This is a genomic window from Rhodococcus phenolicus, from assembly GCF_001646785.1.
Taxonomy (GTDB): domain Bacteria; phylum Actinomycetota; class Actinomycetes; order Mycobacteriales; family Mycobacteriaceae; genus Rhodococcus; species Rhodococcus phenolicus.
In genome coordinates this window covers 25,548-48,602 of sequence record NZ_LRRH01000007.1, presented here as the reverse complement: position 1 = coordinate 48,602, position 23,055 = coordinate 25,548, and the positions used below count along the sequence as shown (strand labels likewise).

Annotated in this window: 21 protein-coding genes and 1 riboswitch; of the genes, 3 read left to right on the top strand and 18 right to left on the bottom strand. The window is 69.0% G+C overall.

What is annotated here, in order from left to right; all coding sequences use genetic code 11:
* Positions 1-794, top strand: a 794-nt coding sequence (locus A8G15_RS03100; RefSeq protein ID WP_068155230.1) for a metallophosphoesterase, incomplete at its 5' end; no start/stop codon positions are given.
* 26 nt (positions 795-820) lie between these two features.
* Here the strand turns inward: A8G15_RS03100 and A8G15_RS03095 are convergent.
* From A8G15_RS03095 to A8G15_RS03035, 13 genes are all read right to left on the bottom strand, one after another.
* Positions 821-3,205: an ATP-binding cassette domain-containing protein gene (locus A8G15_RS03095; RefSeq protein ID WP_068155228.1), complete on the bottom strand. Its 2,385-nt coding sequence runs from the start codon at positions 3,203-3,205 to the stop codon at positions 821-823.
* A gap of 103 nt (positions 3,206-3,308) precedes the next feature.
* Positions 3,309-3,758, bottom strand: coding sequence for a helix-turn-helix transcriptional regulator (locus tag A8G15_RS03090; RefSeq protein ID WP_068155249.1), 450 nt, complete (start codon positions 3,756-3,758; stop codon positions 3,309-3,311).
* A 200-nt stretch (positions 3,759-3,958) separates the two neighbouring features.
* Positions 3,959-6,817 (bottom strand): aminomethyl-transferring glycine dehydrogenase, encoded by a 2,859-nt coding sequence (gcvP, locus tag A8G15_RS03085; protein ID WP_068155227.1) that lies wholly within the window; start codon positions 6,815-6,817, stop codon positions 3,959-3,961.
* 171 nt (positions 6,818-6,988) lie between these two features.
* Positions 6,989-7,083, bottom strand: a riboswitch (glycine riboswitch).
* A gap of 88 nt (positions 7,084-7,171) precedes the next feature.
* On the bottom strand, positions 7,172-7,801 hold the full coding sequence (locus A8G15_RS03080; protein ID WP_068155225.1) for a MerR family transcriptional regulator: 630 nt from the start codon (positions 7,799-7,801) through the stop codon (positions 7,172-7,174).
* Positions 7,802-8,049: 248 nt separating this feature from the next.
* Complete coding sequence (locus A8G15_RS03075) at positions 8,050-8,523, bottom strand: bifunctional nuclease family protein (RefSeq protein ID WP_068155222.1); 474 nt, start codon at positions 8,521-8,523, stop codon at positions 8,050-8,052.
* A 132-nt stretch (positions 8,524-8,655) separates the two neighbouring features.
* Positions 8,656-9,396, bottom strand: a complete 741-nt coding sequence (gene ftsR, locus A8G15_RS03070) for a transcriptional regulator FtsR (protein WP_068155221.1) — start codon at positions 9,394-9,396, stop codon at positions 8,656-8,658.
* Positions 9,396-9,863 (bottom strand): glycogen accumulation regulator GarA, encoded by a 468-nt coding sequence (garA, locus tag A8G15_RS03065; protein ID WP_068155218.1) that lies wholly within the window; start codon positions 9,861-9,863, stop codon positions 9,396-9,398. Before garA ends, ftsR begins: the two co-directional genes overlap by 1 nt.
* Positions 9,864-10,041: 178 nt before the next feature.
* Complete coding sequence (gene gcvH / locus A8G15_RS03060) at positions 10,042-10,446, bottom strand: glycine cleavage system protein GcvH (protein WP_068155217.1); 405 nt, start codon at positions 10,444-10,446, stop codon at positions 10,042-10,044.
* A 43-nt stretch (positions 10,447-10,489) separates the two neighbouring features.
* Positions 10,490-11,230, bottom strand: coding sequence for a DUF881 domain-containing protein (locus A8G15_RS03055; RefSeq protein ID WP_068155216.1), 741 nt, complete (start codon positions 11,228-11,230; stop codon positions 10,490-10,492).
* 3 nt (positions 11,231-11,233) lie between these two features.
* A complete protein-coding gene (locus A8G15_RS03050) occupies positions 11,234-11,608 on the bottom strand; it encodes a small basic family protein (protein WP_068155214.1) in 375 nt (124 codons plus the stop codon).
* A 14-nt stretch (positions 11,609-11,622) separates the two neighbouring features.
* The gene (locus A8G15_RS03045) at positions 11,623-12,483 is read right to left on the bottom strand and encodes a DUF881 domain-containing protein (RefSeq protein ID WP_068155212.1); all 861 of its coding nucleotides are present in this window, start codon (positions 12,481-12,483) and stop codon (positions 11,623-11,625) included.
* A 1-nt stretch (position 12,484) separates the two neighbouring features.
* The gene (gene clsA / locus A8G15_RS03040; protein ID WP_068155248.1) at positions 12,485-13,108 is read right to left on the bottom strand and encodes a cardiolipin synthase ClsA; all 624 of its coding nucleotides are present in this window, start codon (positions 13,106-13,108) and stop codon (positions 12,485-12,487) included.
* 79 nt (positions 13,109-13,187) lie between these two features.
* Positions 13,188-13,805 (bottom strand): NUDIX hydrolase, encoded by a 618-nt coding sequence (locus A8G15_RS03035; RefSeq protein ID WP_068155210.1) that lies wholly within the window; start codon positions 13,803-13,805, stop codon positions 13,188-13,190.
* A gap of 174 nt (positions 13,806-13,979) precedes the next feature.
* Here A8G15_RS03035 and A8G15_RS03030 point away from each other — a divergent pair, with 174 nt between their 5' ends.
* Positions 13,980-14,375 (top strand): MmcQ/YjbR family DNA-binding protein, encoded by a 396-nt coding sequence (locus A8G15_RS03030; protein WP_068155208.1) that lies wholly within the window; start codon positions 13,980-13,982, stop codon positions 14,373-14,375.
* Positions 14,376-14,403: 28 nt separating this feature from the next.
* Here the strand turns inward: A8G15_RS03030 and ubiG are convergent, their stop codons facing one another.
* Positions 14,404-15,192 carry a bifunctional 2-polyprenyl-6-hydroxyphenol methylase/3-demethylubiquinol 3-O-methyltransferase UbiG gene (ubiG, locus tag A8G15_RS03025; protein WP_068155246.1) on the bottom strand — a complete coding sequence of 263 codons (789 nt, stop codon included), beginning with the start codon at positions 15,190-15,192 and terminating at the stop codon, positions 14,404-14,406.
* A 223-nt stretch (positions 15,193-15,415) separates the two neighbouring features.
* Here ubiG and A8G15_RS03020 point away from each other — a divergent pair, with 223 nt between their 5' ends.
* On the top strand, positions 15,416-16,462 hold the full coding sequence (locus A8G15_RS03020; protein ID WP_068155206.1) for a glycoside hydrolase 5 family protein: 1,047 nt from the start codon (positions 15,416-15,418) through the stop codon (positions 16,460-16,462).
* Between the two features lie 23 nt (positions 16,463-16,485).
* On the opposite strand, the gene A8G15_RS03015 is transcribed toward A8G15_RS03020, so the two are convergent.
* Genes A8G15_RS03015 through A8G15_RS03000 form a run of 4 tightly spaced genes read right to left on the bottom strand, consistent with a single transcriptional unit; the run spans position 16,486 to position 22,863 of the window.
* Positions 16,486-18,111, bottom strand: coding sequence for an ABC transporter (locus A8G15_RS03015; protein WP_245687688.1), 1,626 nt, complete (start codon positions 18,109-18,111; stop codon positions 16,486-16,488).
* Complete coding sequence (locus A8G15_RS03010; protein WP_068155205.1) at positions 18,108-19,529, bottom strand: glycosyltransferase; 1,422 nt, start codon at positions 19,527-19,529, stop codon at positions 18,108-18,110. The genes A8G15_RS03015 and A8G15_RS03010 overlap by 4 nt, the downstream gene beginning before the upstream one ends.
* Positions 19,523-20,971 (bottom strand): archaeosortase/exosortase family protein, encoded by a 1,449-nt coding sequence (locus tag A8G15_RS03005; RefSeq protein ID WP_068155203.1) that lies wholly within the window; start codon positions 20,969-20,971, stop codon positions 19,523-19,525. The genes A8G15_RS03010 and A8G15_RS03005 overlap by 7 nt, the downstream gene beginning before the upstream one ends.
* A complete protein-coding gene (locus tag A8G15_RS03000; RefSeq protein ID WP_156665235.1) occupies positions 20,968-22,863 on the bottom strand; it encodes a hypothetical protein in 1,896 nt (631 codons plus the stop codon). Before A8G15_RS03000 ends, A8G15_RS03005 begins: the two co-directional genes overlap by 4 nt.
* Positions 22,864-23,055 lie beyond the last annotated feature (192 nt).

Sequence of the window (23,055 nt, the reverse complement as noted above, 5' to 3'; positions counted from 1 at the left end):
CCGCCGCAGTCGTCGCCGTCACCGCCGTCGGATACGGCACCGTCGAAGCCTCGAACCCTCGCATCGCACACGTCCAGGTACCGCTCGAAAGACTCCCCGCCGAATTCGACGGCCTACGCGTCGCACTGATCACCGACCTGCACGTCGGCCCGGCGCGCGGCGCCGACTTCACCCGCAAGGTCGTCGACCTCGTCGCCGCCGAGAACCCCGACCTGATCGTCCTCGGCGGCGACCTCAGCGACGGCACCATCGCGCACGTCGCCTCCGACATCGAACCGCTCCGGGACCTGGACGCTCCGCTCGGAGTGTTCGGCGTCAGCGGCAACCACGAGTACTACTCCGACGACGCGCTGTCCTGGCTCGACCACTGGGAAACCCTCGGCGTACGAACACTCCGCAACGAACACGTGACGCTCACCCGCGGCGCCGACAGCATCGACATAGCCGGCGTGTACGACTGGACCGCACCGGCCCCCGACGAAGCGGACCTGGCCGCGGCGCTCGACGGCCACGACCCCGACCGCTTCGTGCTGCTCGCGGCGCATCAGCCCCGTCAAGTCCTCGAGGCCGCCGATCTCGGCGTCGACCTGCAACTGTCCGGCCACACGCACGGCGGCCAGATGTGGCCGCTCGGCGTCTTCGTGCCCCTGGCCAACCCCAGTGTCACCGGCCTCGACCACTTCGGCGACACCACGCTCTACACCTCACGCGGGGCCGGAGCGTGGGGGCCGCCCGTGCGGGTCGCGGCACCACCGGAGATCACGATCCTCGAACTCGTCACCGCCGCCCCGTAGCGGTCGATCTCCGGTGGGCGTGAGGCTCACTCGCCGACGTATGCGGCCAGGTGCTCGCCCGTCACCGTCGCGCGCGCGGCGACCAGGTCCGCCGGGGTGCCTTCGAAGACGATCCGGCCGCCGTCGTGACCGGCACCGGGTCCGAGATCGATGATCCAGTCCGCGTGTGCCATGACCGCCTGGTGATGCTCGATGACGATCACCGACTTCCCGGCGTCCACGAGCCGATCCAGCAGCCCGAGCAGATTCTCCACGTCGGCGAGATGCAGACCGGTGGTCGGCTCGTCGAGGATGTACACGTCCCCCTTCTCACCCATATGGGTGGCGAGCTTGAGCCGCTGCCGTTCACCGCCCGACAACGTCGTCAGCGGCTGCCCGATCTTGATGTAGCCGAGGCCGACGTCCGCGAGCCGCGCCAGAATCCGGTGGGCCGCCGGGAGCTTGGCCTCTCCGGAGGCGAAGAACTCCTCGGCCTGCGCGACGGACATCGTCAGCACCTCGTTGATGTCCTTGCCACCGAACGTGTAGTCGAGAACCTCCGCCTGGAACCGCTTGCCCTCGCACACCTCGCAGGGCGCGGAGACGCCACCCATCATCGCCAGATCCGAGTACACGACCCCGGCCCCGTTGCAATTGGGACACGCCCCCTCGGAGTTCGCGCTGAACAGGCCCGGCTTCACCCCGTTGGCCTTCGCGAACGCCTTGCGGATCGGATCGAGCAGTCCCGTGTACGTCGCGGGGTTGCTGCGCCGCGAACCCTTGATCGCGCCCTGGTCGATCGACACCACACCATCGCGCTTCGCGACCGAACCCGTGATCAGGGAACTCTTGCCCGACCCGGCCACACCGGTCACCACGACCAGCACACCGAGCGGGATGTCCACATCGACGTTCTGCAGGTTGTGGGTGTCGGCCCCCCGAACCTCGAGACTTCCGTTCGCCGTCCGAACGGACTTCTTGACCGATGCACGGTCGTCGAGGTGCTTGCCGGTCAGGGTGGCGCTCGCGCGCAACCCCTCGACGGTGCCCTCGAACACCACCTGCCCACCCTCGGTGCCGGCGTGCGGCCCCAGATCGACGACGTGGTCGGCGATCGCGATCGCTTCCGGTTTGTGCTCGACGACGAGCACGGTGTTGCCCTTGTCTCGCAGGGCCAGCAGCAGATCGTTCATCCGTTGCACATCGTGCGGGTGCAGACCGATCGTGGGTTCGTCGAAGACATAGGTGACGTCCGTGAGCGATGAGCCGAGGTGCCGGATCAGCTTGGTGCGCTGCGCTTCGCCGCCGGACAGGCTGCCTGCGGGACGGTCGAGGCTCAGGTAACCCAATCCGATCTCCACGAACGAGTCGAGTGTTTCCCCCAGCGACTTCAGCAGCGGCGCCACCGAGGGTTCGTCCAGCCCGCGCACCCAGTCGGCGAGATCGCTGATCTGCATCGCACACACATCGGCGATGCTCTTCCCGTCGATCTTCGAGGACCGCGCTTCGGCGCTCAGCCGGGTGCCCTCGCAGTCTGGGCAGGACTGGAACGTGATCGCCCGGTCCACGAACGCCCGGATGTGCGGCTGCATCGCCTCACGATCCTTGGACAGGAACGATTTCTGGATCTTCGGGATCAGACCCTCGTACGTGACGTTGACACCGTCGACCTTGACCTTGGTCGGCTCCTTGTACAGCAGATCATCGAGCTGTTTCCTGGTGAACTTCGAGATCGGCTTGTCCGGGTCGAAGAAGCCGCAACCCCGGAAGATGCGGCCGTACCAGCCGTCCATGCTGTAGCCGGGGATCGTCAGCGCGCCCTCGTTGAGCGACTTGCTGTCGTCGTACAACGCGGTGAGGTCGAAGTCCGAGACCTTGCCCATGCCCTCGCAGCGCGGGCACATGCCGCCGGTGACGCTGAAGCTGCGGCGCTCTTTGACGGTGCGGCCGGCCTTCTCCACGGTCACCGCACCGGCCCCGCTGATCGAGGCGACGTTGAACGAGAATGCCTGCTGCGAGCCGATGTACGGCGTGCCGAGCCGGCTGAAGAGGATGCGCAGCATCGCGTTGGCGTCGGTCGCGGTCCCGACCGTCGAACGCGGATTCGCGCCCATCCTCTCCTGGTCGACGATGATCGCGGTCGTCAGCCCTTCGAGCACGTCCACGTCCGGGCGCGCGAGGGTCGGCATGAATCCCTGTACGAACGCGCTGTACGTCTCGTTGATCATCCGCTGCGACTCGGCGGCGATCGTGCCGAAGACCAGCGAACTCTTACCGGAACCGGACACGCCGGTGAAGACCGTCAACCGGCGCTTGGGGATCTCGACGCTGACGTCCTTGAGATTGTTCTCGCGTGCCCCGTGTACGCGGATCAGATCGTGGCTGTCGGCAAGGGGAAGTTCGGACTGTACAACCCGCGTGGCCGTGCTCATCCCTGTCTCCGTTTCCGTCGTCGTATTCGGGCTTCCACCGTCGGGCAACTCGGCCCGACCTTCGTTCCGTCACCGGCACGCGCCCGCCACATGCCGGCAACGGTCACGCTAACCGCGACGGACCCGCCGGCGCTTCTCGATTCCTGATCGGCCGTGCCACCTGCTTGGCCAGGCATGCAGGCATCCCCTCGGACACCCCTGCACCCTGCTGGCGGTAAACACCGGGTGAGACACCGACGAGCTCGGTGAACCGTGTAGTGAACGTCCCCAGCGACGAGCAGCCGACCGCGAAACACACCTCGGTGACGCTCATGTCGCCGCGGCGCAGCAGAGCCATGGCGCGTTCGATGCGACGTGTCATCAGATACGAGTACGGGGGCTCCCCGTAGGCGCGGCGGAACTCCCGGCTCAGATGCCCGGCGGACATGTTCACCCCTCGGGCCAACGCCTCGACGTCGAGCGGTTCCGCGTATTCGCGGTCGATCCGGTCACGCACCCGGCGCAGCAACGCCAGGTCGCGAAGCTGCTGCTCGGCGTCGGATCGGTTGGCCACCTGCACGATGGTGCCACAAGAATCGCCGGTTGCTCCCTCTCGCTTCGGGGGTTGGTGAGGGTTTCGGAAGGTGAGGTCGATGTTGGACGGGATGGGTGCGCGCGTCGATGGAGATTCTGTTTATCTCTATGTTCCGTCTTGTACAGAGATCACCAGCGATTGGAGCGGACCGGCGGTGAACCGCCGGCCCGCAACGGAACTCAGTTGCTGTACGCCTCCAACGGCGGGCACGAGCACACCAGATTGCGGTCGCCGTGGGCTCCGTCGATACGACGGACGGACGGCCACACCTTGGCCCTTCCCTTCCCCAGCGGGTACACGGCGATCTCACGCGAGTACGGGTGGCTCCACTCCCCGACCAGGCACTCGGCGGTGTGCGGCGCGCCGCGCAGCGGGTTGTCGTCGACCGGCCACTCCCCTGCCCCGACACGGTCGATCTCACCGCGGATCGCGATCATCGCATCGATGAAGGCGTCGAGCTCGTCGAGATTCTCGCTCTCGGTCGGCTCCACCATGAGCGTGCCCGGGACCGGGAAACTCATGGTCGGGGCGTGGAAACCGTAGTCGGCGAGACGCTTGGCGACGTCGTCGACCGTGACACCGGTGTCCTTGGTGATCTGACGCAGATCGAGGATGCACTCGTGCGCGACCATTCCGTTCTCACCCGTGTACAGCACCGGAAAGTACTCGTCGAGACGACGAGCGATGTAGTTGGCGGACGCGATGGCCGTGAGCGACGCACGACGCAGCCCCTGCGCACCCATCAGCTTGATGTACGACCACGTGATCGGCAGGATCGACGCCGATCCGTACGGCGCGGCCGACACCGGACCGACACCGCCGAGTTCGGGAGCCGCCGGGTGACCGGGCAGGTACGGCGCCAGGTGCTCGCGGACACCGATCGGTCCGACACCCGGTCCGCCACCGCCGTGCGGAATGCAGAAGGTCTTGTGCAGGTTCAGGTGGCTCACATCGCCGCCGAACCTGCCCGGACGGGCCAGGCCGACGAGCGCGTTGAGGTTCGCACCGTCGATGTACACCTGACCACCGGCGTCGTGGACGGCACCGCAGATCTCGGCGATCTCGTGCTCGTAGACACCGTGCGTGGACGGATAGGTGATCATGATCGCTGCGAGCCGATCGGCATGATCGGCGATCTTGGCACGCAGGTCGTCGAGGTCGACATCGCCGTTCGGGCGGCACGCAACCACCTCGACCCGCATCCCGGCCATCACCGCGGAGGCAGCGTTGGTGCCGTGGGCGCTCGACGGGATGAGGCAGGTGTCGCGGTGGTCGTCACCACGATCGAGATGGTAGTGCCGGATCGCGAGCAGACCGGCGTATTCGCCCTGGCTGCCGGCATTCGGCTGGAGGCTCACCCGGTCGTAGCCGGTGATCGCCGCCAGCCAGCCCTCGAGGTCGGCGATCACCTGCCGGATCCCGGTCGTCTGCGCGGTCGGGGCGAACGGGTGCAGGCTCGCGAACTCGGGCCAGGTGATCGCTTCCATCTCCACGGCAGCGTTGAGCTTCATGGTGCACGAGCCCAGCGGGATCATCGTCCGGTCCAGCGCCAGGTCCTTGTCGGACAGCCGACGCAGGTATCGCATCATGGCAGTTTCGGTGCGGTACTTGGTGAACGCTTCGTGCTGCAGGAATTCGCTCGTGCGAGCGAGAGCCGCCGGGATCGCGACGCTCCCGCCGGCGGCCGAGGACGCCTCGGGGGCGCCGAACGCGGCGAGCACCGCACCGAGGTCACCGTCCGTGGTCGCCTCGTCACACGAGATCGCGATGTGGTCGTCGTCCACCGGATGCAGGTTGACGCCGGATTCGGCGGCGGACGCCACGATCTCGGATCCGCGGCCGGGCACCCGGACCAGGACGGTGTCGAAGAACTCGGTGTGGACGACCTCGACACCGACCGTGCGCAGAGCCGATGCGAGGCCGGCGGCCTGCTTCGCGACGCGACGTGCGATGGCGGTGAGTCCGTCGGCACCGTGGTACGACGCGTACATCGCGGCCAGGACCGCGAGCAGAACCTGCGCGGTGCAGATGTTGCTCGTCGCCTTCTCGCGGCGGATGTGCTGTTCGCGTGTCTGCAGTGCCAGCCGGTACGCGGGGTCACCGTCGGCATCGACGGACATGCCGACCAGGCGGCCGGGAAGATTGCGCGTGTGCGTCTCGTTCACGGCGAGGTAGCCGGCGTGGGGACCACCGAAACCCATCGGAACACCGAAGCGCTGCGTGGTACCGAAACAGGCGTCCGCACCCTGCTCGCCGGGCGGGGTGAGCAACGTCAGCGCCAGCAGGTCGGCACCCACGGCCACCAACGCGCCGCGGTCGTGCGCGGCGCCGATGATCGGGGCGGCGTCGAAGACCCGGCCGGATGCTCCGGGGATCTGCAGGATCACACCGAAGAAGTCGCCGTCCGGCAGGCCGTCGTCGACCAGGTTCGCGGTGACGATCTCGATCCCCAGCGGCTCTGCGCGGGTCGCCAGGACCGCAGCGGTCTGGCTGAACAGATCGGAATCGACGAGGACCCGGGAGCTCTTGGACTTGCGGTTGGCGCGGCGAAGCAGCGTCATCGCCTCGGCCGCGGCCGTGCCCTCGTCGAGCATCGACGAGTTGGCGACCTCCATGCCGGTGAGGTCGGAGACCATGGTCTGGAAGTTGAGCAGCGCTTCGAGCCGACCCTGGCTGATCTCCGGCTGGTAGGGGGTGTAAGCGGTGTACCACGCGGGGTTCTCGATGATGTTCCGCAGCAGCACCGGCGGCGTGAGCGTGCCGTAGTAGCCCTGCCCGATCATCGACGTCGCCACCGTGTTCTGCGCTGCGAGCGCGGTCAGCGCGGCCAGAACCTCGTGTTCGGACAGCGGGGCGTCGAGCACCTCGAGCCCGTCGGCCGTCCCTCCGGTTTCCGGGTCCAGGATTCCGGCGGGCAACGCCTTCTCGGCGAGGTCCGCGAGGGAGCCGACACCGACGACGTCGAGGATGCGACGCAGAGCCTCCTGGTCGGGTCCGACGTGACGGTCGGCGAACGTGGAGGTGACGGCATCTGTCATGTGCGATTCCCGGGTGCTCGGAGGTCCACATCCGCGCACGGTCGCACGGTGTGCTTCCTCCCCCTCTGTCGCGAGCTCGACGAGCGAGCGCCTGAGAGATTCGGTGACCGGCCGGGCCGGAGACCTTTCCCCGTGGGCGGGTGGGTGCTCCCACCGCTTTCCAGAGGCGTCGGAGCCCGCACGGTCCTCGGTACCTGAGAGATTGACGGGGAGGTGCTGCTCCTTCGGTGCCCGGATCGGATCCGGAACTCTCCCGTGCGACGGCGACGCACTCGCGATTCTAGTGCACGGCCCCCACCGCACCGGCCGTCACGAACGGCTCAGGGGTGTGATGAACGTCCAACCTCGCAGCATCTAGCCGATGCGGCGATTGATGCGGTTCCGCCGACGCGATGCCAGTTCGTCCTCGGGGCGCTGCTCCGCCTCGCCCCCGTCGGCACGTTCGGCGGGGAAGTCGGCGATGCTGCCGGTCAGCTCGCGCATCGCACCGCTGACAGCGATGCCGAACACGCCCTGCCCGCCCTGCAGTAAATCGACCACTTCCTCGGGCGATGTGCATTCGTAGACGGTGGTGCCGTCGGAGAACAGGGTGATCTTCGCCAGATCCCGTACACCGCGCTCCCGCAGATGATCGACCGCGACGCGGATGTTCTGGAGCGAGATGCCCGTGTCGAGCAGCCGCTTGACGATCTTGAGAACGAGGATGTCCTTGAACGAGTACAGTCGCTGACTACCGGAGCCCGCCGCGCCACGGATCGACGGCACGACCAGGTTCGTGCGGGCCCAGTAGTCGAGTTGGCGGTAGCTTATTCCGGCGATCTGACATGCGATGGGGACGCGATAACCGACCAGCTCGTCGGGAACCGAATCGTCCGGGAACAGACCCGGCTGGATGTCGTCCGCGTCGTGCGCCGGCGACACCGAGGTCGAGTGGTTCCCTTCGTCGATATCGACGTGCCCCTGTCCCTGCGGCCGATCTCGCACTGTGTGACTCCCTCTCGCGTGCCCATCCGTCGCCCCGTAACAACGGACGGGCGGATTCCCCCCACCCATCCGATCGTCGCGTGCTCGTCAGGCCCGTCGAGCAGATCCGAACTGCGGATTCACTCAGAGTACGCTCCACATCGAGCGTTGGGCAGCAACACGCCGACCGGTCGCAAAACCTTCGAGTCCTACTCCACGCCCGGAACCCGGCGGGTCGGAGCGTGGTGAAACAGCGGTGACGTCCGGTTTCAGCCGTCTGTCGCCTTGAAGTCGTCGGGGGACACGGACTCGAGAAATTCCTTGAACTTCTCGACCTCGTCCTCCCGCTCGTCGGGCATCACGAGACCGGCCTCCGCCAGCACCGGCTCCTCGACGAAGACCGGCACACCGATCCGCAAGGCTACAGCCACGGCATCGGATGGACGGCACGACACGCGCACGCCGCCTTCGAAAACCAGGTCCGCGTAGAACGTCCCCTCCTGCAGATCCACGATGCGGATCTCCTGCAGATTGTGACCGAACGCCTCCAGGAGGTTCTTGATCAGATCGTGCGTCAGAGGACGCGCCGGTTCGACACCCTGCTGTTCGAGCGCGATCGCGGTCGCTTCCATCTGTCCGATCCAAATCGGCAGATACCTGTCTCCGTCGGCCTCACGCAACAGCAGGACCGGCTGGTTCTGCGGCTGTTCGACTCGAATGCCCACTATCCGCATCTCGCTCATGCCGGTGCCTCCATCCCGCTGCCCGTCCGGGGACGAACCCCGCATGACAATCCTGCTTGAATTCTAGTGCGATCCGGCAGACGCGTCAGGTACCCGCCGGTCGGCCCGGATCACACGGCTTGCCTGCGGCCGTCACCGGTCCAGTGCGCCGTGCACCGCCGCCTTCACCAGGCACGTGTGCAGCGTCAACGACAACGCCGCCAGCTCCCGGACCATTTCCTCCGCGCGGGCACGCGCCCCCGCGTCGCGTCCCTTGGCGATCGGCCCTGCGATCTGCGCGACCAGGCTCGCCTCCCGGTCCGCCGCGAGCTTGAACGCCCGCAGGTGCCGCACCTCGAGGCCGAACTCCGACATCGCCTTGGCGGTGCGGGCCAACAGCACCGCATCCCCGTCGAAGAAGCCCGCCGCGCCGGGCACGATCAGTCCCGCCCGGACCAGTTCGGTGAGGAAAGCCACGTCGATCCCGGCGCTCTCGCACAGGTCGTCGCGGCTCATCCGGACCTCACGGTCGGCGCGCAGCACCTCGGGCGAGACCTCGCCCGGCGCCACGGCCAACGGCCGTGGACGCTTCGGGCGAGACTCCCCTGCGCCCACCGTCGCGGCACCTCGGTCGATCGCCTCGAGCTGTTCCTTGATGACCTTGAGAGGCAGGTACTGATCCCGCTGCGCGGTCAGTACGTACCGCAGTCGCTCGCAGTCCTCGATCGAGAAACGTCGATATCCCGACGGCGTGCGCTCGGGGCTGATGAGCCCTTCGGCCTCGAGAAATCTGATCTTCGAGATCGTCACGTCCGGAAACTCCGGACGGAGTCGATCGAGAACCGATCCGATCGACATTCCGCCCGGTGCCGGTTGGCGGGCAGCAGCGGTCATCAGCTACCTGCGCCCTTGTTTCCTCGCGGACCGGTGAGGAACACCAGCCGGAACTTTCCGATCTGGACCTCGTCTCCGTTCGCCAGCACCGCCGAGTCGACCGGCTCGCGGTTGACGTACGTGCCGTTGAGGCTTCCCACGTCGACGACCTGGAACTCGCCCTCGTCCTGGCGGAACTCGGCGTGACGACGGCTGACGGTCACGTCGTCCAGGAAGATGTCGCTGTCTGGGTGCCGCCCCGCGGACGTCGTCGGCTGGTCCAGCAGGAAACGTGATCCGGCGTTGGGTCCACGCTTGACGACGAGCAGTGCCGATCCGGCGGGCAGGCCCTCGACACCCGAGACCGGTGCTTCCGAGGTCGCGGCACCCGAGCCGGCGTTCTCCAGTTCACTCAGGAAGTCGGCGCGAAACACCGAAGTGGTTTCCGCAGGGCTTTCCTCGTATCCCGCGTTGCCGTTGTCGCTCACCGTTACTCCTTATCCGTTCGACCGATCGGGTAACCGCCCCGACCGGTCGTTGTTTCGTTCAGCCACGATCACTTTCGATACGGACCCGCGCCCCCGACAACGGCACACGCCTGTCACGACCGTACCCTGCGCCGGCTCCCCGGCGTAGGCGGACGCGGTTGTCGCGGCACGGGAACCGTCAGTTCTCGGTGAGAGCGCGGTAACCGTCGGCATCCATGGTCTCGCCGAGGGCCGCATCCAGCTCGCCCTCGCTACCGACCTCGACGTCGACGAGCCAGCCCTCGCCGTAGGGAGCCGTGTTCACCAGCTCCGGGTTCGCCTCCAGATCCGCGTTGACCGCAACCACTTTCGCGGTGAGCGGCGCATACACGTCCGAGACGCTCTTCGTGGATTCGACCTCGCCGAAGGACTCACCGGCGGTCACTTCGGTCCCTGCCTCCGGCAGCTGTACGAACACCACGTCGCCGAGCTGCGACTGCGCGTATGCGGTGATGCCGATTCGCGCGGTGGTCACGCTCGTCCGCTGCACCCATTCGTGCTCCGCCGTGTAACGCAGATCGGCGGGGGTTTCGAACTCACTCACGACAGGGTCCTTTCGGCGTCGACATTCGTCACGAACGTCGGATTCAGTTACCGGGCTGAGAGTATTGGCGTGCTTCGATCTGTCGCAAGGCGGACACGGCAACCTGCGGTGACTGTTCGATCACCAATGTTCCTCCGGTCCGCGCGACAGTGTCCACCACTCCGCCCGGGATGTTCAGCGCGGCCGCGAGGGTGGGTCCGTCCCCGATCGCAGTGATCGTGTACGGGGCGGCGAGCCGAGTGTCGTCGACGACGAGGGACCCGCCCGGTCCGGTCACCCACGAGTCCACACCGATCCGGACGGGGGCGGCATCGGCACCGGCGATCTGGATGGCTTCGGCTCCGGCCGCGCGCAGCTCCTGGATCATGTCGAGGAGGACCTCGGAACCGACGCCGCGTACCGGGTCGGTCACGGTCAGGACGACGCCGGGGCCGGTTGCGGGGACCGTGCCGACCAGGATGGAGAGGGCGGACAGCCGCGCGCGGGCCTCGTCGAGCGCCGCGTCGGATCCGTTCTGTTCCAGGGTGGTCAGGGTCGATTCGAGTGTGGTGATCTCCTGGCGGAGCGCGGCCTCGGTGCGGTTCAGGTTGTCGAGCAACACGAGCAGATCGGCCGGGCGTGCCGAGTCGAGCGCGTCACCGGATTCGGTGTTGCGCACCTGGGTGGCGATTGCGACGCCGAGCAGCACGATCAGCAGCCCGGCCAGAGCCGGGAAGAGCCACCGGGAGCGGCGCGGCGACGCCGGCTCCGGTGTGTCGTGCAGGTCGTGCCGTCCCTCGTGCATCGGTCACGCCCCGAACAGGCGGCGACGGAGGGCGGACGCGTTGCCGAAGATCCGGATGCCGAGGACGACGATGACGGCCGTCGACAGCTGGGTGCCGACGCCGAGCTGGTCGCCGAGCCACACGATCAGCGCTGCGACGAGCACGTTGAACACGAAGGAGACCACGAACGTCTGGGCGTCGAAGATGTCGTCGAGGTAGGCGCGCAGTCCGCCGAACACGGTGTCCAGAGCGGCGACGACCGCGATGGGAAGGTAGGGCTGGATCACGTCCGGTACCTGCGGGCTGAAAATTACCCCCGCCGCGATGCCGATCGCGAGCGCCAGCACTGCGTAGAGCGCGTGGCCGTGGTCGAGTCTCCGATGCGGCTGTCGCCGCACGGGGCCGTTCCTGTTCAACGATCTCCCTCCTGTGCTGATTCGACGTCGCGCACGGCTGCGGCCGGCATGGTCACGTCGTCGGCTTCGGCGATGGTGAAACCTACCCCGTACAACTGCTGGACACCGGACATCCGCAGGTACGCGTCGCTCACGACGAACGAGGTCTGCAGGCGGCTCGGCGATCCGACGGCCGACACGACGTACGGGGAGAACACCGGCCGATTGTCGACGAGCATTGCTCCGCCTGCCTGGCGGACGGTGACGCCGGGGCCGACGCGTACGTCGTTGATCGTGACGGCTTCGGCGCCCCCGGCCCAGAGCGCGTTGATCACCGATTGCAGGTCGCGGTCGAGCAGGACTGCGGTGCGTGGGTTCACCCGCTGACCGGAGTCCGACAGGTTCGGTTTCGCGGCCGGGTCGCTCAACGTCACGGTGACGCCGGGGCCGTGTACCTCGGTGGCTGCGGCGGCGTCCTCGGTCTGACGGAGCGCGTCGAGGAGGCCGGTGCCGGCGGTGTCGTCCGCGAACAGTTCCTCGCGGCGGCTGTCGATGTCGGCGGTCAGGTCGTCGCGGGTCGCGGTGAGGGTGTCGACGCGTTCGTCCGCCGCGCGCACGCCCGCGAGGATGTCCGTCTGTACTCGGTCGGAGCCGGGCCCGTGGTCGGTGGTCTCCGTGTAGGCGATGCCGATGGTGAGTCCGGTGAGGAGCGCTCCGGCGGTGAGCCAGGCCGATACGCCTCTGCGGGCGGGCCTGGTGTGTTTCGTGGTGCGGTCTTCGGCGGCTGCGGCGTATCCGGGATCGAGGTGGTCCTCGAGGAGCGCGGTGAGCAGCGACGGTACCGGGTTGCGGCGGATCTGTTCCCAGTGCTGGTTCATGTCAGGGTTTCCGAGGTCTGCCGACCGCTGGTGTCACCCGCGCGGTTTCGACGGCGCGGTACAGGTAGAGCGCGCCCGTCCAGACGTACAGGGCCGTTCCCCAAATGAGTGCGGCCCAGCCGAGTGGCTCGGCGATGTCGGCGGTGGCGGTGACGGCGAGTGCGAGGAGCAGCAGCGGTAGTGCGCACATGAGCAGGAAGGTTGCGCCTTTGCCGAGGTAGAGCACGTCGGGCGGCGGGAGTCCGCGGCGGCGGTAGACGGCCAGGGTCGGGGCCAGAACCAGTTCGCGGCCGATGAGGATCGCGGCGATCCACCACGGGACGATGTCCCGTGCGACGAGCGCGACGAGGGTGGTGACGATGTAGAGGCGGTCGACGAGCGGGTCGAGGAGCGCGCCGAGGCGGGAGGTCTGGTCGAGCAGCCGGGCGAGTTTGCCGTCGGCCCAGTCGGTGGCGCCGCTGAGGACGAGGACTGCCAGTGCCCAGCCGTCGGCGTGCCGGACGAGCATGAGCCACAGGAACAGCGGGATTCCGAGGAGGCGGACGAGGCTGAGCAGGTTGGGGACGGTGAGGATGCGGTCGGACGCGGCCGGTGCGGTGCCGGTGGCCGTCGTCGCGTCGTTCATCGTCGAACCTGCCTCGTGTGTGCTGCTGATCGGGTTCCGCCAGCCTTCCATATTCGCGTTACGGTGCCGGTTCGGCGGGTCAGCGCCATGCGAAGACCGGTTGTTCCAGATCGTCGATGCGGGTGTGGCGGCCGTGCAGCGCGACCTCCCGGAACTGGTACACCACTGCGGCGGTGGGTGCGTGGACGAGGTGGCCTCGGAACGGCCATTGGATGACGGGCTTGTCGGATTCGGGGATCGGCACGAAGCGGGGTTCGCTGTCGATTTCGGCGGTGGTGACCGCGAAGAGTTCCGCGACCTCGTCGGGGCTGGGTTGCAGGTCGGTGACGGTGGCGTCGGACCACACGACGAACGGGGACATGACGTATCCGGATCGGGTGGTGTAGTCGTCGAGGCGGCCGACGATCTGGGTGTGGTCGGCGAGGAGGCCGAGTTCTTCGTGCAGTTCGCGCAGGGCTGCTTCCTCGGGGGTTTCGCCGGGGTCGAGGCGTCCGCCGGGTAGCGCGAACTGCCCCGGGTGGGCGCGCAGGCGCGTCGGGCGTCGCGTGAGGGGCATGATCCGGTTCCCGGCCCCGTCGTCGAGGACGGCGACGACCACCGCTGCGTGACGCCGCCCGTCGAGAGGGATGCGTCGGGAGTCGAAGGAGGCGAGGGTCCCGGCGAGGGTGTCGCGGGCGAGGGGTTCGGGCACCGGCATGCTCTCGACAGTACGGCGTGTGCGGGTGCGGTGAGGGCGCGTGGGGTCGTGTTGTGGCGGGCTCGGTGAGGTGGGACCGGTGCGCGGTGTTTCGGTATAAAACGCATTTCCGTATCGTCCGAAATACTTCTCGGATGCTCGGTGGCCCACTCGCGGCGCAGGTACGCTGCCCGCATGCCGCATCCGATCATGTTCGACGAGGCCGATCCGTTGCTGGCCCGCGTGCGATCGCTCGCGCTCGCGTTTCCCGGGGCGGCCGAGAAGATCTCGCACGGCCGCCCGTTCTTCCACACGAGGACGGCCTTCGCGGTGTACGGCGGGTCCGCCAAGCCCGCCGGCACGACGTTCCCCCGGTCGGTGATCGTCAAGCCGGAACCCGAGGAGCGCCTGGCGCTGCTCGAGGAATCGCACACCTACCTGCCCGCATACCTGGGCCCGTCGGGCTGGGTGGGCTACGACCTGGACCGGGACGACGTCGACTGGGACGAGATCGCCGAACTGCTCGACATGTCGTTCCGGGTGACCGCACCGGCCACGTTGATCCGTGAACTGGACGCGTCCGCGACGTGACGGCCGGGACCTGTCCCCGCTCCCCCGGTCAGCCGCGCGCTGCGGCCTTGACGGCGTAACCCATGTAGTTGGCGCCCGTGTAGGGCACGCGACCGAAGTTGAGGCGCCGGCTGAATTCGCCGTAGGTCAGCCGGCCCTGCCGCGCGCGGTGCATGTCGAGCAGACGGCGCGGGTCGGCGGTGCGCAGGCCGAGGCCGGTGAGTCCGCCGAGGCGAAGCCCGTGGCGGGCGAGCGCTGCGGTCAGTTCGGCGGGGGTGATGAACATGGACCAGTCGTGCACGGGGGTGTCGAACATCCGGGTCCAGCGCCACTCCTGCATGATCTTGATGACGACGAGTTTGCCGAGCCACGTCCTGTTGATCGTGTCGAAGAAGTACAGGCCCCCCGGCGCGAGCGCGCGGGCGGTCTCCGCGAGGACCGCGTCGAGGTCGTCGACGTGTTCGAGGACGTCGCAGCAGTAGGCGAGGTCGAACGTCGCGTCGTTCACGGGCAGGTGTTCTCCCACTCCCCTGCGGTAGTCGATGGTCAGGCCGGCGGCGCTGGCGTGCCGGTGTGCCGTTTCGAGCGAGACCGTCGAGGGATCGACGCCGACGACGGTGCAGCCGGCTCTCGCGAATCGTTCGGCGAGGAAGCCCCCGCCGCTGCCGATGTCGAGGGCGCGCAGTCCGTCGAGGGTGCGGTATCCGCGTGCGAGGAGAACGTCGCGGAAGTAGTCGTATCGCGCCGGGGTGAGGCTGCCCTGGAGGAGGTTGAGTGGATTGGATTCGTCCCACCACCCCACGCCGATACGGTCGTAGACCTCGTTGTCGATCGCCACGGCGACACCGTCCTTCGTTCGGGTCCGGCGGTTTCCCACGTTCCCCGTCCGTGACCGGCTTGTCCAGGTCGTCGGCGGGTCGCTGGGGGTGAGCTTGCCGGGTGCAGACGGACCGTCTCACGCTATTCGGTTTATTTCTTACTTCCGTCTCTCCCGAAACTTCGCCCCGGAGGGTGTGTCGAGCTTCCCGGCGGGCGCGCCTCGATGCCGTTAGCGTCGTCCCATGCGAACTGCGGCCACACTCCTGGCGACCCTGCTCTCGGTGGTGCTCGCCGCGGCCGGGTGCGCCGCGACCCCGAGCACCACTCCCGTCTCGCGGGTCGCGGTGTCCGGGAACGGCCTGACGCTCGACGGTGCCCCCTGGTGGCCGACGGGTCTCGACGCGTATCAGCTCGCCACCCGCTGGAGTGTCAATCGCGGATGCGGCGCCGAGGTCGATCTCGACGCCTATTTCGCGTCGCGCCCGGCCGGTTCGGTGACCCGGTTCAACCTCTTCCAGCAGCTTGCGGTGAACAAGTACACCGGCCGGCTCGATTTCGGGCCGATCGATGCGGTCTTCGCGTCCGCCGAACGGCACGGCGGTCTCGTGATCCCGGTACTGGTCGGGCAGGACGGCGCCTGCGAGGACGAGCGGTACAAGGACCGGGACTGGTATCTCACCGGATGGACCGCCTCCGGCTCCACTCCCCTGAGCTACCGGGACTGGGTCGCCACGGCGGTGTCCCGCTGGGGTACCTCCCCGGCGATCGCCGCGTGGGAGCCGATCGGGGAACCGGAGGCCGGGGTCTGCCACGACACGCAGTGCAGCCTGCACCGGCGCACCTGCCCGGACGACTCGGCGCGGGTCCTGCGCGACTGGCACGACACGGTAGGCGCGCTGATTCGCAGCCACGATCCGGTGCACCCGATCACGGCCGGGTTGCTCGGCGGCGACCAGTGCGGCACTGCCGGACCGGGATACGCGATCGTCGCCGACTCGCCCTTCGTCGACTTCGTCCAGTACCACGACTACGACGACAGCCTGTTCCTGCCGCTCCGCCTGTCGCAGACACCCAAACCGATCGTCGTCACGGAACTGGGCATCCACGCCGGGAGCTGCCTGTCGCTGCAGGAGCGGGCCGACCGTATCGGCGTCCGCATCGACTCCTACAGGGAGCTCGGAGCGGCCGGGGCGCTGCTGTGGGCGTTCGTGCCCGATCCGCGCCCGGACCTGTGCACCTACGACATCGGCCCGGCCGATCCCGTCCTGGCGCTACCCCAGATGAACTGACGCCCGGCCCGCCCGGCACCGGCTCATCCGACGACCCGCCACACCCGCCACGTCGGCTGGTTCAGTCCACTGTTGGGCACCTCGATGTCCAGGGTGGCGAGCCGCGCGCCGTTCTCGTAGAGGGTGGGATAGCGGCGGTTCACCGCATCCGAGGTGCCGCGGCCGGTGGCGGGGACGGACAGGATGTATCGCACGCCGTGGGCCGCCGGATCGTTGAGGATGCGGGTGAAGTCCTCGTCCGACGGGAGCACGAACTGGCGGGGGTTGCCGCTGGCGGCGAACACGGCGAACCCGTACACGGTGTCCATCATCACCGAGCCGGGAGGCAGCGATTTCGCGTCGAGGTAGTCGGCGAGGGCCCGTTCGGTGGCGAAGGTGGCCAGGGTCCGCTCCCGCTCGCTGCGCAGCGCTGCGGGCCGCTCCTCGCCGAGGACGGAGATCGCGGCCAGCGCGTGCTGTTCCTGCGACAGGGTCGGTGAGAACATCGCCGTCAGCGCGACCGGCAGCCCGAGCGCCAGTGCGGCCGCGCCGAGGACCTGCAGGAGACCGGCGGGATTTCGCGGATCGGCGGGTCGCGGCCGGGTGTGGGTGCCGGGTCTGCGGGCCGGCGGTTGCCCCGATCTCGGGGCGAGGAACACCACTGCGGCGGCGAGCAGCGGCACGGCGCACAGGTAGAACCGCAGGAACGGGAAGGTCAGGCCGCGGAAGTAGGCGAGGGCCGCGAAGCCGAGCACCGCGAGGAGGATCACCGTGGCGAGCGGTTCGGGGTCGCGGCGGTGCAGGGCGAGCACCGCCACGACGGGGAGCAGCAACGCGAGTGCCGGTGCCAGGGCGATGATCTCGGCGGTGGAGAACGCGAGGGCCGCCGCTCCCCCGCCCGAGCCGCCGCCGGACTGTTCGAGGATGGCGGCGTTGCCGTAGTGCGAGGTGAACTGTTGGAGGGCCTCGCCGGTGATGAGCCAGCTCGTCGCGGTCCACATGCCGAACGCGAGGGCCGACGGCAGCGCGATGACGATGCCGTCGAGCAGCGCCGCGCGCGGGTCGCGGCGGCGGTACCACACCACGGACGCGACGAGGCCGGTGGCTGCGGCGGTGGCGGCGAGTGCGTCGTACCGGGCCAGGTAGGCCAGGGCCAGTGCGAGGCCGGCGAAGACGAGGTCGTGGACGTCGTCGGTGGTGAACCAGCGGATCAGGCGTCGCAGGGCCCAGCACAGCATCATCAGGAACGGTGCTTCGCTCATTCCGTTCGCGCCGTAGTACAGGATCATCGGGTGCAGTGCGAAGGTCGCGGTCACGGTCCAGCGCAGCCAGGCCGGGCAGCCGCGGTCGGCGGCGATCCCGTGGATCTGGACGACGGCGCCGGCCATGAACGGCGCGGACATGAGGACCCCGGACAGGCCCCACCGGGTGATCTGCGGCCACCAGTCGGACAGGGCGACGACCGGCAGTTGCACCAGGGCGGTGAGCGGGGTGAACACGAATCCGATGGCCGCGAGGTGCGGGTCCCGGCTGAACAGGACGGATCGGGTGGCGGAGACGCGGCTCAGGGCGTCGCCCTGGAGGTACTGGACGTCCACGGCGAGCCAGAGCCCGATTGCCGCGTAGAGGATCGTCGCGGCCCCGAACAGGCGCGGGGCGGTGGTCTTCACGAGGACAACCCGTGGAACGTCTTCTCCCAGTAGGAGGGGTCCTTGACGAGCTGGTAGGTGCCCTTGATGGCGGCGACCGACATCAGCAGCCAGTACAGCGGCACGGTCAGGCACGACAGCCACAGGCGGGCGTTGCCGGTTTCCCGGCAGGCGACGATGTTCATGTAGAGCACCGAGAAGTTGCCGAAGACCAGCGAGATCAGGGCCGGGAAGTACACGTACCAGGGGAAGATCTGCTGGACGATGCCGGGCTGCCCGAGCAGCCAGCTCACCGTGATCAGCCAGAACACCATGTTGAGGCACGCCACGATGGGGGTGCCGGCGAGCAGCGCGGTGAAGCGCAGCATCCCGACGGTGCCGATGGCCCGCCACAGCGCGACCGGGTCGCGCATGTGGACCAGCCATGTCTGGAGGTAGCCCTTGTACCAGCGGGAGCGTTGCCGGATCCAGTTGATGGGATCGGGGTTGGCTTCTTCGAGGGTCGTCGAATCGAGGACGGCGGTGCGCATTCCGGAGGCGGCGATGCGCACGCCGAGGTCGGCGTCCTCGGTGACGTTGAACGGGTCCCACGCGCCGATCTCGTCGAGGACGGAGCGGCGGATGTGGTTGGACGTGCCGCCGAGCGGGATCGGGGATCGGGAGCGCATCAGCCCGGGAAGGATGAACGAGAACCACAGCGCGTAGTCGGCGGTGAACCATGCGGTGAGCATGTTCTGTGATCCGTTGTGGAAGGCGAGTTTCGCCTGGACGCAGGCGACGTCGCCGTCGAGGCGGGAGAAGGCGACCGCGACGCGGCGCAGTTGCAGCGGGTCGGGGCGGTCCTCGGCGTCGAAGATGGTGACGATCTCGCCGGTGGCGAAGTGCAGTCCGTAGTTGCACGCTTTGGGTTTGGTGCGGGGGTCGGCGGCGGGGACCTTCAGGATGTCGATGCTCTCGCCCAGTCCCGCGGCTTCCGCGGCGTCGATCGTGACGGTGTCGTCCTCCTCGAGGAGCAGCAGCACCTGCAGTTTGTCGCCGGGGTAGACGAGCGAGGACATTGCCGCGATGAGGTCCCCGACCACTTCCGGTTCGTTGTAGGCGGGCACGAGCACGGTGTAGGTCGGCAGGTCGGTGTCCGGGACGGCGAGGGCCTCGTCGTCGGTGACGGTCATGATGGCGTCGCGGGCGAGACCGCGGGAGAGCAACAGCAGCCGGTCGGCGAGGGTGACGATGTAGCCGAGGGTGCACAGTGCGGTCGCGGCGATCAGGGCCGGCACCGGCCACGCGGCGAGCGCCGCGGCACCGGCGGCCAGGATCCCCAGGACGGTCCATTTCTGCCAGCGCACGAACGGCACGGAGGCCGACGCGTTCGGGTTGTTCTCGCGCAGGCCGTTGACGGCGTCGTGCAGGGCCGTCGCGCGGAAGTCGGCGGTCACCATTGCCCGGCCACCAACTCTCGGCCGAGGGTGGTCAGCAGGTCCATGTCCTTGTCCTCCGATTCGGTGTCGGCGAGGGCGTTGCCGCCGCGGAGGAACACGGTCAGCAGGCGTCCGAGGTCGGACGCCATGTTCGGCTTCGCCTCGGGGAAGACGGCGTCGTGCTCGTGGTTGTCGACGGTCAGGAGGGTGACGCGCTGGGCACCGGTGCCCCGGCTCCAGGTGAACGAGAGCAGGCTCCAGGTGAGGAGCAGTTCGTCGTCGGCGACTGTGAAGTACTGGGCTTCGACGTCGTGGCCCAGGTCGACGGTCCGTTTCGTGCCGATCCGCGCGCGGCTCAGGTCGAAGCCGGTCTCGACCGGGTACACGTGGAACAGCGCGGGCGTTCCCACGGTGAGTGTCTGGACGGCCACCGACCGGGGCCGGGACAGTTCGTCCCAGGCGGGGTTGGGTTCGGTGGCGCGCAGCATCTGCCGGTGGAGGGTGGCGGTGCGGCCGTAGAAGCGGCGCTGCCAGTCGTAGGCGATGGTCGCGGTCTGATGCCAGCCCGAGGGCACCGTCAGCCCGGCTCCGGTGGCGGGGGCCGGACCGGGCGCCAGTGGGGTGCCGGTGCGGCCGGGCAGGGGCAGGATCGCGAGGACGAGTGCGAGCGGGAGCACCAGCAGCAGCGCGCCGGCGGCGTCGCGGGGGCCGACCGGGCAGGTTCGGGCCTGCCGGGGCACGTCCCGGGTGATCGTGAGGAACACCGCGCCGACGACGGCGGCGGCGAGGACGGTCGGGACGATCTGCAGGACGACGATGCGGGCCCCCGGCCACAGGGTGAGGTGGACCGCGGCGGCGGTCCATCCGAGGAGCACGGTGGCGGTCGCCGCGGCCAGGCCGCGGCGGGGGGTCCGCCCGCAGGCGATGCCGATGCACACGGCCGCGAGTACCGTCACGGTCGCGGCGGCGGCGAAGCGGGATCCTCCCACCGCTGCGACGACCAGGCGTAACGCCAGGGGTGAGGTGAACAGCAGCACGAGCCACACCGGCCAGTAGCGGCTGGTGCCGCGCAGGCCGAACAGCACGATGCAGCCGCCGAGGAGGAACAGCCAGACGGCCAGCACGTCCAGGTGCATGATCACGTACTGGTCGCGGTAGCGGGGAGTGAGCAGCGCGCGCACGGCGACCGCGACGGCGAGCACGGCCGCCCCGACGATGCGATCGGTCTGGCGGTCGTGGATCGGTAGCTCGTCGCGGCGCCGCCGGGTCAGCCCCCATGCCGCGAACGCCGCGAAGACGGGGATGACGAGCACGAAGCCGCTGCCCGCACCGGCCCGTGCCTCGTCGACGATGCGCAGGACCGTGCTGTGGAAGGCCACGGCGGTCGCGGCGAGGAGGATCGCCCAGCGGGCCGGGACGCCGAGCGCGACGGCCCGGCCCCGGCGGGTCGGCGCCGCGGTCATGTCCCCGGTGTGTGGCGGCCGCGGCGGACGACGGCCACGATCCCGGCGACGAGCAGACCGGCGGCCGCGAGGACACCGCCGATCGTCAGGACCTGTGTGACGGTGCCCGCGTCGTCGGAGTCGGCGGCCTCGGTGCCCGGGGTGCTCGCAGCGCTGAGCACCACCGGGTCCCGGTCGGGTGTGGTGAAGACGATGTCCCCGGCCAGGCCGGCCCAGCGGCCGGGTTCGGCCCGCAACCACGCGAGGGTCCGGTCCAATTCGGCGGCGGTGCTGGTCGCGGAGGCGACGAGGACGGTGCGCCCGCGGTCCTCGAGCACCTGCACGGAGGCGAAGTCCAGGTCGGCCGGGAACGTGACGGTGCCGGCGTCCCCGTTCGGATCGGACAGGGTCAGGGTGCGTCCGCCGGTGAGGGTCAGGGGAAGGTCCAGGCCGGTGGGCGGGGCTTCGGCCTGAACGATGACGGCGGGTTTGTCGCCGGTGACCGCGGCGTCGACGCTGACCCATTCCGGGATCAGCGGTGCCGCACTCAGCGCCTGCAGGTCCGCGAGCAGCCCGACGGCGCGGGCGGTGTCGGCGAGACTCGCGGTCGCGGTGGCGACCTGCACGTCGGGCAGCAGGCTCTGGGGAAGCGCCGCGAAGTCCGTGCCGGTGCCGGCGGCGGCGGTGTGGACGCGGCTGGCGGAGTCGAGCCGGACGGTCACGGGCTGTTCGATCCCGCAGCGGCTGGTGCCGCCGGAGGTCTGCAGCGACACCGAGACGGGGGTGACGCGCGTCAGCAGGTCGTCGGGCACGGCGACGGTGCGGTCGATCACGCCGCTCGCGTCCGCCGGCCACGAATCGACGACCCGGTCCCCGACCGAGACGGTGACGATGCCGGTCCGGACGGAGGTCGCCGGGGTGTAGACGCCGCTGAGGTCGAGCCGGACGTCGTGCACGCGGCGGCCGATGCGGCTCTGATCGACACCGAACTCGACGGTGGCGACGCCGACGGCCGTGGCGGAGGGTGTGCCGATACCGAGCGCGTCGAAGGTGAGGTCGTCGGATGCCAGCTGGGGTACGGCAGCGACCCCTCCGAGCGTCGCCGTTTCCTGCACGGCGAGGGTGGACAGGTCGCTGCGCAGCGCGCGCACCTGTTCGGCGAGGCCGGCGGCGGGTCCGGTGAGCTCGAGCGTCGGGGTCGCCTGGGCGGGCAGCACCCGTATCCGGGCCGGCGCGTCGTTCTCGTCGACGACGATCCGGCGGGTGAAGGTTCCGCCGCCGACGGTGGCGGCCGGGGGCGACGGCAGGACCACGAACTCCGGTGCCCGGCCGGCGTAGCGGGAACCGATCGCGGTGGTGAGCGAGGCCGCCGCCGCGGACTCGGCGACGGTGGGCTGTTCGGGCAGATACAGCTCGACCCGGTCGAGGATCGGGGGCAGGAATTCGGCGACCGTCGCCGGGTCCCGGGGCGTCCCGGCGTACCGGATGCGGGTGTCGAGCAGGGTGAGTGCCCGACCGGTCCAGTCGGTCGGGCAGATCTCCCCTGCCGGACGGAGGACGGTGTGCAGGGTGACGGTGGCGGCGCCGTTGCGGACCGGCACGCGGTCGAGCGGTACGGACAGGGGGGTCGACACGGCGTCGGTGGCGAGCGGAATGCGCTGCAGCACCACCCCGTCGGCGAGGACGTCGATCCGGCCGCCCGCGAGATCGCCGGGTGGCTGGACCGTCGTGTCGAGCGCCTGCGGCACCAACCCAGCCGCGACGGGCAGTGTCAGGGTGAGGGTGTCGTCGTGTCCGCGGAAACCGATGTCGGTGCCGAAGCCGAGGGTCTCGGCGGACACCGTGATCGGCCCGGTCGGCAGTTCGTCGGCGTGGGCCGCGGACGGGGACAACACCATCAGGAACAGGACCACCGGAGGGAGGCAACGGATCACACGCACCCCCAAAGACTCTCGGACCCCGGGTCCATTCGCAACCGTAACGAAATATGCAGTGGCGATGCACGTCTCGTCACCGACTCCGACGAGGACTCCGAACCCGTTCGGGATCAACATCTTTCGCGCCCGAGACACTCCCGGACCCAGGAGCACAGCGGCCGGTGAGCG